This window comes from Hymenobacter properus (assembly GCF_015694735.1).
Lineage (GTDB): Bacteria > Bacteroidota > Bacteroidia > Cytophagales > Hymenobacteraceae > Hymenobacter > Hymenobacter properus.
The window spans coordinates 1,052,720-1,066,128 of the sequence record NZ_JADQDP010000003.1; the positions used below are offsets into that span (position 1 = coordinate 1,052,720).

Annotated in this window: 9 protein-coding genes; 7 read left to right on the top strand and 2 right to left on the bottom strand. The window is 58.6% G+C overall.

The genetic code is table 11. The features are described from left to right. Positions 1-37 precede the first annotated feature (37 nt). Together I2I01_RS16205 and I2I01_RS16210 are read right to left on the bottom strand one after the other, a co-directional pair. On the bottom strand, positions 38-604 hold the full coding sequence (locus I2I01_RS16205) for a hypothetical protein (RefSeq protein ID WP_196287505.1): 567 nt from the start codon (positions 602-604) through the stop codon (positions 38-40). Positions 605-607: 3 nt separating this feature from the next. Continuing rightward, a complete protein-coding gene (locus I2I01_RS16210; protein WP_196287506.1) occupies positions 608-1,867 on the bottom strand; it encodes an AAA family ATPase in 1,260 nt (419 codons plus the stop codon). Between the two features lie 174 nt (positions 1,868-2,041). Here I2I01_RS16210 and I2I01_RS16215 point away from each other — a divergent pair, with 174 nt between their 5' ends. The 7 genes from I2I01_RS16215 (at position 2,042) to I2I01_RS16245 (ending at position 13,323) form a co-directional block, all read left to right on the top strand. Continuing rightward, a complete protein-coding gene (locus tag I2I01_RS16215; RefSeq protein ID WP_196287507.1) occupies positions 2,042-2,890 on the top strand; it encodes an aldo/keto reductase in 849 nt (282 codons plus the stop codon). Between the two features lie 370 nt (positions 2,891-3,260). Next, the gene (locus tag I2I01_RS16220; protein WP_196287508.1) at positions 3,261-5,462 is read left to right on the top strand and encodes an Ig-like domain-containing protein; all 2,202 of its coding nucleotides are present in this window, start codon (positions 3,261-3,263) and stop codon (positions 5,460-5,462) included. Positions 5,463-5,701: 239 nt separating this feature from the next. Beyond that, on the top strand, positions 5,702-6,904 hold the full coding sequence (locus I2I01_RS16225) for an aldose epimerase family protein (RefSeq protein WP_211537992.1): 1,203 nt from the start codon (positions 5,702-5,704) through the stop codon (positions 6,902-6,904). 189 nt (positions 6,905-7,093) lie between these two features. Next, positions 7,094-8,821 carry a ribulokinase gene (locus I2I01_RS16230; protein ID WP_196287509.1) on the top strand — a complete coding sequence of 576 codons (1,728 nt, stop codon included), beginning with the start codon at positions 7,094-7,096 and terminating at the stop codon, positions 8,819-8,821. Then, complete coding sequence (locus tag I2I01_RS16235; protein ID WP_196287510.1) at positions 8,818-9,519, top strand: L-ribulose-5-phosphate 4-epimerase; 702 nt, start codon at positions 8,818-8,820, stop codon at positions 9,517-9,519. The genes I2I01_RS16230 and I2I01_RS16235 overlap by 4 nt, the downstream gene beginning before the upstream one ends. Positions 9,520-9,643: 124 nt before the next feature. Continuing rightward, complete coding sequence (gene araA, locus I2I01_RS16240) at positions 9,644-11,134, top strand: L-arabinose isomerase (protein WP_196287511.1); 1,491 nt, start codon at positions 9,644-9,646, stop codon at positions 11,132-11,134. Positions 11,135-11,289: 155 nt separating this feature from the next. After that, a complete protein-coding gene (locus I2I01_RS16245; protein ID WP_196287512.1) occupies positions 11,290-13,323 on the top strand; it encodes an alpha-L-arabinofuranosidase C-terminal domain-containing protein in 2,034 nt (677 codons plus the stop codon). The last annotated feature ends 86 nt before the right edge of the window (positions 13,324-13,409 follow it).

Below are 13,409 nucleotides of genomic sequence, written 5' to 3' on the forward strand. Positions count from 1 at the left end.
AAAGAAGCCCCCGTAGCGCGTGCTGCGGGGGCTTCTTTTATGATAAATCTAGTGTGTTGCCGACGACTAAGCGGGGCCGAATAGGGATGCCCTCAAACCTTTCGCGGAAAGAGGCGCTGAGCTTCAAAAAGTCGGCTCCGGGATATGGGGTTTGCTGAGTGCGTCCTACACAGGCGTAAGCAATGACCAAGGACCCCGGTGGAATAGCGCCTTGCTCAACAAAAGCCTTGATGCTTGCTTCCAACTGGCGCATGCAGTCACTGGCCCGGGCATAACGCTCATTGCCTGCTGAGGTAGCGTCTGTATCCGTCATCTTAAATTCGACGAAATAAGCTTGGTTGCTGGTAAAAAGAGCACAGTCGCAGCGGGCAGCATCTCCGGCTTTGTACAGGCACTTGTCTATCTTGACTAAGTGAACCAACCGCTCGGCTTGATTTACTACCTGCAAATCGAATCGAGAACGAACCGGTGGTAGGTAGTGGAAACAAGGTTCCTCACTGGGACTGGGCGGGTCTTGAATAAAAAACTCAGAATGGGTTAAAGCATCCTGGCACGCATTGCCGCGCATTAAGTCGCGAAATGCTTCACGTACGCCGTTTATCATTACCTAAAACCCGCTGTTGATGTCCAGCAATTGGTCGAACTGGTCAGCCTGAATGCCTGAAATCGTGTCCAGACCATTCCGTGATATCAGTTTGGTTTCGGCATCAACCAGCGAGCGAACACCTTTCTCTCCTTCCGGGCCGTTCACATAATAAGCGGCAAACTCATCAGGGTTTATCCAGTATTCTTCGGGAATGATGGCCTTCACTTTGGCCCGCTTTTCCTCGTCTTTACTGCCTACTTGGTAAGCATAAAGCAGTAAGTTGAAGTGCGACAAAATGTAGGGACTGTGTGTGGTTATCGTCAGGTCGTTTTCGTCCTTGGTGCATTTCTCTACCAGCCAGTTTAGCAATCCTTGTTGGGCAGCGGGGTAGAGGTTCAGCTCCGGCTCTTCGATGATGAAGCTATGAGGTATTGTATTGTATTTGCTAAGTCGCTCAAGTAATATTAATAACGGTGTAACTGATTGGATACCACTTGCGGCCTCATAAAGCTTAAGAGGTTTTTTCTCGCCTTCTACACTTATATAATCTTCATCGTTCTTATGCGAATAATGCACGTTAAAGAGCGGGATATCGAGTTCGGTAACGTTCAGGCGCGCTTGCGCATAGTTATTTGCGAACGCAAGTAATGGTTGGGGTAATCCTATATCGTCTCTCATCAATCCAGCCCAAGAATTACTTATTGATGATAAAAAAATCCTTTCCGATGGTATATATGCCGGATTGGTTTGAAGAAAAAGCTTAGCAAAAACTAGCTTAATAATTTCATTGCTAGTGTCGTCAACTAGGTTGTCTACAAGAGACCTTACGTCTTCCATAAGCTTTTCAGCTGCGTCAGATGCAAGGCTGTCCTCGCGTGATGCGATTTTGCCGGCTTGACGAACTGTTTGCAAAAGCTTAGGCATTTTAGCTTTTGAATGCTCAACAAACCCTTTAGCAGCTTCTTTGGTCTGATATCTTATAAGCTGCCTTGTCTTTTGGTTGAAAGTGATGCGCTTGCCAGTAACTTTTACACCTTGTTCACCGCGTTGCGATGATAATTCACTCGCTCTACTAAGAAAATTTGTTAATCCATAATAATCAAGAAAAGGGGCTATTCCCTCTGACGAAGTATAAAATTCGACATCCCTAAAAATCGCAGACAGCTTCGCCAGCGTGCTCTTCCCGCCGCCCGTTGGGCCAATGAAAACCGTGACGCGCTTGAAGTCTACCGTGGCGTCTTTGATGGGGCCAAAATTCTTGACCATTAGCTGCTCGTTCATAACCTGCTTAACAAGGGGAGGGGCCCAAAAGTAACACGCGGCGGCCCCCGTGGCTGGGTGTTTCCATGGCGACATGGCGCGCCGCCAAAACCATTTGCCGGCGTGGGCTGTCTTCTCCTGCGCCCGCGGCGGCTCTGCTCGGTTGTGGCGCGCTTCGCTTTTAACCCCGAATTTATGTCAACCTACAATCCCACTTTCACCCTCGGCGACCTGACCGTGAACCGCCTCGGCTACGGCGCTATGCGCATCACCGGTGATGGCATCTGGGGCCCGCCCCGCGACCATGCCGAATCTATTCGCGTACTGAAGCGTGCCGTGGAGCTCGGTGTCAACTTCATCGACACGGCCGACAGCTACGGGCCCAATGTGTCGGAGGAGCTGATTGCGGAGGCCTTGCACCCATATGCGAACGGCCTCGTCATCGGCACCAAGGGCGGGCTGCTGCGTACTGGTCCTAACGAGTGGCCGATTGATTCCAGCCCTGAGCACCTCGAAGAAGCCCTGCACGGAAGCCTCAAGCGGCTAAAGCTGGAGCAAATTGACCTCTACCAGCTGCACCGCGTCGACCCCAAAGTACCGTTTGAGCAGACGCTGGAGTTTCTGCAGCGCGCCCAGCAGCAAGGCCTCATTAAGCACATTGGCCTGTCGGAGGTTAGCGTCGAGCAGATTAAGAAAGCCCAGGAATACGTGAAAATCGTGTCGGTGCAGAACATGTACAGCGTCGACAACCGCAAGTGGGAGGCCGAGCTGACCTACACCCGCGAGCAGGGCATGGCCTTCATCCCGTGGTATCCGCTGGCTGGCGGCAATGCCCAGGCACTGGCCGCCCTCGAAGCTACGGCCAAGAAGCACGGCGCCACTACCCAGCAAATTGCCCTGAGCTGGCTGCTACACCACTCGCCCAACATCCTGCTTATCCCCGGCACGTCGAAGGTGAAGCACTTGGAAGAGAATATGAAAACCGCCGACGTTCAGCTATCGGCTGAGGATATGGCGGTACTTGATGCCATCAGTCCCGCATAAGTATCTGCTTTGCATAGTCAATTAAAAAGCCCCCAACTACGGTTGGGGGCTTTTTTTGATGTACCCACATGGCATAAGCAGGCCAGAACAACTGGTTCTACCGGCCCTTTTTCAAACTATAAAACTCGGGCGTAATAGCAATTTGAAAACGAACAACCGTTAGCTTATTAATATGATTTATTATATAAAACAGCGGGTGGGAATTGGGCCTTTCAAGAGCTGTATATTTTATAGAAAGTTAATATAATCCAAATTAATAGTTAATTTGCCATTGAAAAATAAAAATTATCATATTGATTAAAAACCTTCGTAACTTTGTAGTGTCTTCAAGTAAATTGTATTTATACCTACGCTTTAAACTAGATTTACGATGAAAAAACTATTTACCTTGCTGGGCTGCCTCAGCTTTTTCCTGCAGCTTGTGCCGCTAGCCAGCTACGGACAGTGCGCCAATCAAATTACAGTCAACTATTACAACAACGGAGTGTTGACTTCGCAGACCATCAACAATGGTCAGAGCGGCACCGGCGCCAGCGTGTGTCCCACGGCCGGCGCGCAATACACATTCAACGGCAGCTCTACAAGTAATGCGGTGCTGACCTGGGCTAGGGTTATTACCCACGGGGCTACTCCGGGCGCCGACGTGGTGGAGATTATCAACTCGGCGCCGCTTACGGCGGGCAACACGCTTAGCACCACGGTGTCGTTTACGACGGCTACCGAGTACCGCCTCGAATCTGATGCCAATGCTTACGGCGGCTGCAACAAGGACGGGTTTGTGTACTTCACCTTCACGCCGGCCCTGTCGCTGTCTTCGTCGGGCACGAGCAGCACTACGGGCGTGTGCGCTGGCTCCAGTGTCACCCTCACGGCCTCGGGCGCCAGCAGCGGCGGCTACACCTGGAAAGCCAACGGCGTGACCGTACCCGGTCAAAACAGTGCTACACTCTCAGTGACGCCTGCGGTTACCACTACCTATACGGTGGAAGCAACTACTTCCTGCGGCCAGAGCTCGCAGCAGATTACCATTCCGGTGAAAGACGTGACGATTGCGCCAGCCGCTCCGGCTATTTGCCCCAGCCAATCCACTACGCTTACGGCCAGCTACAGCGGTACCAGCGCTACCTATCAGTGGTTCATAAAAGGCGATGCCACGGTCCGTTCTACCGGCAGCTCCCTCACCGTGACGCCCGCCACCACGACTACCTACCAGGTGGTGGCCACTACGGCCGACTGCAACACCATTACCCGCGATGTAACCGTGACCGTGGGCCCGCAGAAGATTAGCGTATCGACTGGTCCTTCGGCAGCTATTTGCCCTGGCGGTTCCGTTCCCCTCACGGCTACTTCGGACAACCCCGGCGCTACTTTCACTTGGTCGCCGAACACGGGATTGAACACCACCACGGGCGCCACCGTGACGGCCAGCCCCACTGCCAACACCACCTACACCGTGACGGCCACCACCCCTTGCGGCGCTACCGCCACCAGCCAGGTGACGGTGAGCATTGTGTCGCCCACCTTCGCCGTTACGCCCAGCACCCCCAGCACCTGCGCCGGCGACGCCGTTACGCTAACGGCCAGCTCGGGCGGCATTACCAACACGACCTACAAGTGGTATAACACCACAAACCTGGGCACCCTGCTGTCCTCCTCGGCTACCTTTTCCCCAGCACCTGTTGCCAATACCACCTACCGTGTTATTACCGCCACGCCCTGCGGCAATAACTCCCAGGACGTGACCGTGACGGTGAATGCCAAGCCCACTGTGTCGGTTTCGCCGACTTCTGCAACCACGGACCCGACTACTTCTACCACCCTGACGGCCAGCGGCAGCGGACCTTACGCTTGGACTGCCACCACTGGCGGCAACACTATTCCGCTGGCGGCTACGACGGCCTCCATCACGGTATCGCCGAAGTACACTACCACCTACGCCGTAACGACCACCAACGCCGCCGGCTGCTCGGCCACGGCTCAAGCCCTCGTTACCGTTAGCCGCCCGCTGCCCGTGACGCTGGTGAGCTTTGAGGCCGCCTGGGCCGGCAAGACGCCGGTGCTCACCTGGGCCACGGCTTCGGAAAAGAACAGCGCCTACTTCGACATTGAGCGCAGCTTCAACGGCGAAGGCTTTGAAGCGGTGGGCCGCGTGACGGCTGCCGGCAATGCTAACGCCCGCATCAACTACCAGTTTGCCGACCAGAGCCTGCGCCTGCCGGCCGCCGGCCAGGTGTACTACCGTCTGAACCAGGTGGACGTGACGGGTGAGCGCACTTACTCGCCTGTGCAGACCCTGACCACGGCCAAAGAAGGCGCTGCTTTCGAAGCCACGGCCTACCCCAACCCCTTCGATTCGAAAGTTGCCGTGCAACTCTTCACGCCCCAGGCCGGCGACGTTGCGCTCACGCTGCACAACCTGATGGGCCAAACGGTGCTCACCCACACCCTGACTGCCACGCCGGGCACCCAGGAAGTGGTGCTGCCGCTGGCCGACCGCCTGCCTGCCGGCATCTACTACCTGACCGTGCGCCAAGGCAACACGCAGCAAGTCCTGCGTTTGAGCCACCGCTAGCCGCTGGCGGCGCTCAGGCAGCGCTGCAGTGAAGCATCGATTGAAAAGCCCAGTGCCGGAAACGGTGCTGGGCTTTTGCTTTTAGGGCAGGAGCGAAGGCACCAACGCGGCACCGACTGCTAGTTAAAGATTATGGCTTTCTAATGTTTTTGCAGGCTATACCGCTTGCTTCGCACAATCGATTGTGTAGATTTGTGCACCTTGATTTCCCACCGCACAAACTTTTTCAACTCGCCTATATGATTTCACTTCGCCGTTCCGGGCTGCTGGCCGTAACATTGCCCGGCCTGCTGTTGCTGGCCGCCTGCGGCAATAACCCCTCCGCTGAGCAAACCTCCACTTCAGCGGCGTCGGCCCCGGCCGATACTGCCCAAACGAAATCCACTGCCATGCCCACCTCCGCCTCCTTCGGCAAAACCACCGACGGCACCGAAGTGCAACTTTATACCCTTACCAACGCCAACGGCGTGAAGGCCACCATCACCAACTACGGCGGCACGCTCACCAGCCTGCTCGTGCCCGACAAGGATGGCAAGCTGGGCGATGTCATCCTGGGTTTCGATAATGTGAGCGGCTACCAGAGCCCCGAGTTTCTGAAAGCCGGTCCCTACTTCGGTGCGCTGATTGGGCGCTACGGCAACCGCATCAAGGGCGGCAAATTCACCTTAGAAGGCAAAGAATATAACCTGGCCAAAAACAACGGCCCAAACTCGCTGCACGGCGGACTCAAAGGCTTCGACAAAGTGGTGTGGCAGGCCGAGCCCGGCAGCAGCGCCGACGGCCAGAGTCTCAAACTCACCTACGTGAGCAAGGACGGCGAGGAAGGCTACCCCGGCACCCTGAACGTGGCCGTGGTATACACCCTCACGGCCGACAACGCCTTGAAAATTGATTACACCGCCACCACCGATAAGGCCACCGTCGTCAACCTGACGAACCACGCCTACTTCAACCTGAACCACGGCGCCGGCAAAGATGTGCTGAACCACGAGGTGACCCTGCCCGCCGACCGCTACACCGTGGTGGACGCCACCCTGATTCCGACCGGAGAACTGCGTCCGGTGAAGGGCACGCCCTTCGACTTCACCACGCCCCACGCCATCGGGGAGCGCATCGCGCAAGTGCCCGGCGGCTACGACCACAACTGGGTGCTGAACACCGCCACCGGCGAGCACGCCGCAGCCACCGTGTACGACCCCGCCACCGGCCGCACTCTGGAAGTAACCACCGACCAGCCCGGCATCCAGTTCTACACCGGCAACTTCCTCGACGGCACCCTGAAGGGCAAGGGCGGCACCGTGTACGGCAAGCACGCCGGCTTCTGCCTCGAAACTCAGCACTTCCCCGACTCGCCCAACCAGCCCAAGTTCCCCAGCACCGAGCTGAAGCCGGGCGAGACCTACCACACCGTGAGTACCTACAAGTTCGGGGTGCGGAAGTAAGACTTTGTCTGTCATTGCGAGCGCAGCGAAGCAATCCGTCCTGTTTTCAGCGACCAGCCTTCTATTGTGGTAAAGCCCTAATTCCACACAGCGTCTAGGGCTTTGTCGCAAAAGCACGTGTCTGGTTTTGACAGGACGGATTGCTTCGCTGCGCTCGCCATGACAATTAACTATTAATTCAATACCCCCGTGGACCAACCCACCACCCCCGCCTACGTCATCGGCGTCGACTACGGCACCGACTCGGTGCGCGCCGTGCTCATCGATGCCCGCACTGGCGCCGAAAAGGCCCAGGCTGTGCACCCTTACACGCGCTGGAAAACTTTGCAGTACTGCAACCCGGCCAAAAACCAGTTCCGCCAGCACCCGCTCGACTACATCGAGGGGCTGGAAGGCGTGGTGCGCCGCGTGGCCCAGGCCGTGCCCGCCGACCAGATAAAAGGTCTGGCTGTGGATACCACCGGCAGCACGCCCGGCCCGGTGAATGCTGAGGGCGTAGCCCTGGGTTTGCTACCTGAGTTTGCCGAGAACCCCAACGCCCAGTTCGTGCTTTGGAAAGACCACACGGCCCTGGCCGAGGCGGCCGAAATCAACCACAAGGCGCGCACCTGGGGCGGCGAGGACTACACCAAGTTTGAGGGCGGTATCTATTCCTCGGAGTGGTTTTGGGCGAAAATAGCCCACGTGGTGCGTGAGGATGACGCCGTGGCCCAGGCCGCGCACTCCTGGATGGAGCACTGCGACTGGATAACATTGCTGCTCACCGGCGGCGAACTGGCCAGCTTCAAGCGCAGCCGCTGCGCCGCCGGGCACAAGGCCATGTGGCACGAGAGCTGGGGCGGCTTGCCGTCGGAGGAGTTTCTGGTGCACCTCGAACCAAAACTGGCCGGTTTACGCAATCGATTATTCACCGAAACCTACACCGCCGATGAGGTGGCCGGCCATCTTTCCGCAGAGTGGGCCCAGCGCCTTGGTTTGAGCACCGATACAGTGGTAGCAGTGGGCTCGTTCGATGCCCATGCGGGCGCGGTGGCGGGCGAAATCGAAGCCTACTCGATGGTGAAGGTGATGGGCACGAGCACCTGCGACATCGTGGTAGCGCCTTTTGCTGAAGTAGGCGACCACCTCGTGGCCGGCATCTGCGGGCAGGTGGATGGCTCCGTGATTCCGGGCATGCTGGGACTGGAAGCCGGGCAGTCGGCCTTCGGCGACTTGCTGGCCTGGTTCCGGCAGATGCTGGAGTGGCCCTTGCAACAGGTGCTGCCGCACTCCAAGGTGCTCACGCCGGAGCTGCAGGCGGCCCTGCGTGAAGAAATGAGTAACACGTTGCTGGTAAAGCTCAGCGAAGCCGCCGCTGCCGTCAACCCCGAAGAGTCACACGTGCTGGCCCTGGACTGGGTGAACGGCCGCCGCACACCCGATGCCAACCAGGCCCTGAAAGGCGCCCTTATGAACCTGACCATGGGCACAAGCGCCCCCCAGGTGTTCCGGGCGCTGGTGGAGGCCATCTGCTACGGCTCGAAGCAGATTGTGGAGCGGTTTGAGGAGGAAGGCATTGCCATTAAGCAAGTCATCGGCATCGGCGGCGTGGCCAAGAAGTCGCAGTTCGTGATGCAGACGCTGGCCGACGTGCTCGACCGGCCCATCCGCATTGCGGTGTCGGAGCAGGCACCGGCACTGGGCGCGGCCATGTACGCGGCCGTGGCCGCCGGCCTGCACGCCGACGTGCTGTCGGCCCAAAAGGCCATGGGCAACGGCTTTGCCGAAACCTACACGCCCAACCCCGCCCGCGTGGCCGACTACGCGGCCCGCTACGCGCAGTACCAGGCCTTCGGCAAGTACGTGGAGGCCGCCACCGTGGGCCAGCCCGACGAGCCCGTTATGGAAACCGAAACGCCCGCCATCACCACCGCATGAGCCAATACCAAGCCCTGAAACAGGCGTGCTACGACGCCAACATGCAACTGCCCAAGCTCGGGCTGGTGCTCTTTACCTTCGGTAACGCCAGCGTGGTGGACCGCGAAAAGCGCGTGTTCGCCATCAAGCCCAGCGGCGTGCCCTACGAGCTGCTGAAGCCGGAAGACATTGTCATTCTCGACTTCGCCAATAACGTGCTGGAAGGGGAGAAGCGGCCTTCTTCGGATACCAAGACCCACGCCGTGCTCTACAGCCATTGGGAGCACATCGGCGGCATCGTGCACACGCACAGCACCTATGCCACGGCCTGGGCCCAGGCCCAGCTCGACATTCCCATTCTGGGTACTACCCACGCCGACCACCTCACCGTAGACATTCCGTGCGCCCCGCCCATGGACGACGCCATGATTGCCGGCGACTACGAGCACCAGACCGGCTGGCAAATCCTGAACGAGTTCCAGCGCCGGGGCCTCTCGCCCAGCGAAGTAGAAATGGTGCTGCTATCCAACCACGCCCCCTTCACCTGGGGAAAAAATGTGGAAAAAGCGGTGTACAACAGCGCTGTGCTCGAAGAGGTAGCCCGCATGGCCTACCTGAGCTGCACGTTGCGGCCGGAGGTGCCGCGCCTCAAGGATGCCCTCATCCGCAAGCACTACGAGCGCAAGCACGGCGCGAATTCTTACTACGGGCAGTCGTAGTCGGCCCGTCATGCAGAGCGCAGCGAAGCATCTCGCGTGCCACCACTAAATTCTTTTGATTGATTTACTGCTGCACGCGAGATGCTTCGCTGCGCTCTGCATGACGTTCTTTTTAGCCTGAAACATGATTGACATTTCGCACTACGAAGCCTGGTTCATCACCGGCACGCAGCACCTCTACGGCCCCGAAACCCTAGAAGAAGTGGCCCGCCACTCGCAGGAAATTGCAGAGGCACTGGGCTCCAAGTTGCCTATTAAAATCGTTTACAAGCCCATTCTGAAAACGCCGCAGGAGATTTACCAGCTCATGCAGGAGGCCAACCAAGCCGAAAACTGTGTGGGTCTGATTGCCTGGATGCACACGTTTTCCCCCGCCAAAATGTGGATAAACGGGTTGAAAATCCTGCAAAAGCCGTTGGCGCATTTGCACACGCAGTTCAACCGCGACATTCCGTGGGCCGACATCGACATGGACTTCATGAACACCAACCAATCGGCGCACGGCGACCGGGAGTTTGGCTTCATCGGAGCCCGCATGCGCTTGAAGCGCAAGGTGGTAGTGGGCCACTGGCAGAGCGCCGCCGTGCATGAGAGCCTGAGCATCTGGAGCCGCGTGGCCTGCGCCTGGGCCGACTGGCAGTCGGCCAAGTTCATCCGCTTCGGCGACAACATGCGCTATGTGGCCGTGACCGAAGGCGACAAGGTGGAAGCCGAAATCAAGTTTGGCTACGAGGTGAACACCTACGGCATCGGCGACCTGGTGGCCGTGGTGAACGAGGTGAGCGCCGCGCAGATTGACGACTTGCTGCGCACCTACGAGCAGGAGTACGAGCTGGCCGACGACTTGAAAGCCGGCGGCGCCCAGCGCGACAGCCTGCGCGAAGCGGCCCGCATTGAGGCCGGGATGCGCAAATTCTTGCAGGACAAGGGTGCCAAGGGCTTCACCGACACCTTCGAGGACTTGCACGGCATGGCCCAGCTGCCCGGTATCGCCACCCAGCGCCTCATGGCCGAGGGCTACGGCTTCGGCGGCGAGGGCGACTGGAAAACGTCGGCCCTGGTGCGCGCCATGAAGGTGATGGGCGCCGGCCTGCCCGGCGGCAACTCCTTCATGGAAGACTACACCTACCACTTCGAGCCCGGCAACGAGCAGGTGCTCGGCTCACACATGCTGGAAATCTGCCCCAGCATTGCCGAAGGCAAGGTGCGCGTGGAAGTGCACCCGCTGGGCATCGGCGGCAAGGCCGACCCGGCCCGCCTGGTGTTCAACTGCCCCGCTGGCCCGGCCCTGAACGCCACCATCGTGGACCTCGGCAACCGCTTCCGCATGATTGTGAACGAGGTGGAAGCCGTGCTGCCCGCCGCCGACCTGCCCAAGCTGCCCGTAGCCCGCGTGCTCTGGAAAGTGCAGCCCGACCTGGCCACCGGCGCGGCCGCCTGGATTCTGGCCGGCGGCGCCCACCACACCGGCTACAGCCAGAACCTGACTGCCGAATACCTCGAAGACTTCGCCGAAATGGCCGGCATCGAGTTTGTGGTGATTGACGCCGATACCAAGCTGCGCACCTTCAAGAACGAGCTGCGCTACAACGAGGTAGCGTTTGGCGGACGCTAGGCGCTACGTTTGCTTGAGCGATAAAAAAAGAACGTCATGCTGAGGGCAGCCAAAGCAACTCTCCCGCGCAACTAACTATTGCACGGGGTAGAGAAGCTCGGGCTGCGCTCAGCATGACGTTCTTTATTCCCTGACTAACCAACGCCTGTTATTTCATGCGCTCTTCGCAACCCATCCTCGCCGCTGCTGGTGTGCTGCTTGCCGGCTACCCCAGCGCCCGCGCCCAAACCGCTGCGCCAGCCACCATTACCGTGCAGGTGAACAAGCCGATTGCGCCGGTGCCTAAAAACATGTTTGGGCTGTTTTTCGAGGATATAAATTTCGCGGCCGACGGCGGGCTGTACCCGGAACTGGTGAAAAACAAGTCGTTTGAGTACGACGACCACCTCATCGGTTGGAAGGCCATCAGGGGCGCGGCGGGGTTGGAAAGCTACGTGGTGTCGGGCGACCGGCCCATCAGCAACGCCAATAGCCACTTCCTGCGGCTGAGTGCCAAAACTGCCGGGCCGGATGCCGGCTTCGTGAACGAAGGATTCCGGGGCATGGGCGTGAAAGACGGCGCGGAATACACATTTTCGGTTTACGCCCGCAAAGGTGCCGGCAACGTGAGCGGCCTGACCGTGACGCTGCAGGATGGCGACCGCACCCTAGCCCAGGGCCAAATCACGGGCCTCACTGGCGAGTGGAAAAAGTACGCGGTAGTGCTGAAGCCCTCGGCCACGGCCGCCCGCGACCGCCTCAAGCTGACGCTGGACGGCGCCGGAGCTGTGGACCTTGATGTGGTGTCCCTCTTCCCGAAAGACACCTGGCTAAAACGCGAGAATGGCTTGCGGCCCGACCTCGTGCAGCTGCTCAAAGACATGAAGCCGGGCTTCTTGCGTTTCCCGGGCGGCTGCATCGTGGAAGGCATGACGCTCGACAACCGCTACCAGTGGAAGCAAACTATCGGCGACGTGGCCTCTCGGCAGCCCATGATAAACCGTTGGAACAAAGAGTTTAAGTGGCGCTACACCCCCGACTATTATCAGTCGTTCGGGCTGGGCTTTTTTGAGTATTTCCAGTTGGCCGAGGACATCGGCGCCGAGCCACTGCCCATCCTGAACGTAGGCATGGCCTGCCAGTACAACTCAGCCGAGCTGGCGCCCATTAGCGCCAGCGCCGCTAAAGGGCCCAATGCGGCCGATGCGGCTGAACCCACGCTTGATACCTTCATTCAGGACGCGTTGGACCTGGTAGAATTCGCCAACGGCCCGGCCAGCAGGCCCTGGGGTGCCAGGCGCGTAGCCATGGGACACCCCGCACCCTTCAACCTGAAAATGCTAGGTATCGGCAACGAGCAATGGGGGCCCCAGTACCTGGAGCGCTACGAGCCATTTGCGAAAGCCCTGAAGGCCAAATACCCAAACATCCAGCTGGTAAGCAGCGCTGGTCCCTCGCCGGAAGGCGCCAACTTTGATTTGGCCACCAAGCGCATGCGCGAGCTGAATGCCGAGTACATCGACGAGCACTACTATGCCAAGCCCGAGTGGTTCCGCCAGAACGTGGGCCGCTATGACAACTACCCCCGCACCGGCTCCAAAATATTCGCCGGCGAGTACGCAGCGCAGAGCGCAGGCATTGCCAACAACGAAAACAAAAATAACTGGGACTGCGCCCTCTCCGAAGCCGCCTTCATGACCGGCCTGGAGCGCAACGCCGACGTGGTGAGCATGGCTTCCTACGCGCCCATGCTGGCCCACGTGGATGCCTGGCAGTGGACGCCCAACCTGATTTGGTTCGACAACTTGAACGCCTACGGCACGGTGAACTACTATGTGCAGCAGCTATTCAGCCAGAACAAGGGTACCACGATGCTACCCCTACAGCTGCCTGCAAATGCCAAGAATGGCACCGACAACCTCTTCGCTAGCGCCGTGGCCGACGACGCGGCCGGCGAGCTGGTGGTGAAATTGGTGAACTACTCCGCTGCTCCGCGCGCCGTGGCAGTGAATATGGTCGGCGCCAAGAAGCTGGGCAAAACCGGCCGTGCGCTGGTGATGGCGGCCGACGATTTGAATACTCAGAACAGCTTGCAGGAACCCAAGAAACTGGTGCCGCAAGAAGTGAAATTTGCTGTGTCTGGCCCGGTGGTGAGCTATACGCTGGCACCGAATTCGCTGACCGTTTTGCGCATTCCGGGGCGGAAGTAAGAAGCGAGGGATTCAGCAAAAGGAAACAAAAAAGAACGTCATGCTGAGCGCAGCCGAAGCAGCTCTACTGCAGGAGTAATTATTTA

What these genes read in the sequence shown, in the direction of transcription:
- I2I01_RS16205 (WP_196287505.1), bottom strand. Translation starts at nt 604, where the DNA reads ATGATAAACGGCGTACGTGAAGCATTTCGCGACTTAATGCGCGGCAAT.
- I2I01_RS16210 (WP_196287506.1), bottom strand. Translation starts at nt 1,867, where the DNA reads ATGAACGAGCAGCTAATGGTCAAGAATTTTGGCCCCATCAAAGACGCC.
- I2I01_RS16215 (WP_196287507.1), top strand. Translation starts at nt 2,042, where the DNA reads ATGTCAACCTACAATCCCACTTTCACCCTCGGCGACCTGACCGTGAAC.
- I2I01_RS16220 (WP_196287508.1), top strand. Translation starts at nt 3,261, where the DNA reads ATGAAAAAACTATTTACCTTGCTGGGCTGCCTCAGCTTTTTCCTGCAG.
- I2I01_RS16225 (WP_211537992.1), top strand. Translation starts at nt 5,702, where the DNA reads ATGATTTCACTTCGCCGTTCCGGGCTGCTGGCCGTAACATTGCCCGGC.
- I2I01_RS16235 (WP_196287510.1), top strand. Translation starts at nt 8,818, where the DNA reads ATGAGCCAATACCAAGCCCTGAAACAGGCGTGCTACGACGCCAACATG.
- araA (WP_196287511.1), top strand. Translation starts at nt 9,644, where the DNA reads ATGATTGACATTTCGCACTACGAAGCCTGGTTCATCACCGGCACGCAG.
- I2I01_RS16245 (WP_196287512.1), top strand. Translation starts at nt 11,290, where the DNA reads ATGCGCTCTTCGCAACCCATCCTCGCCGCTGCTGGTGTGCTGCTTGCC.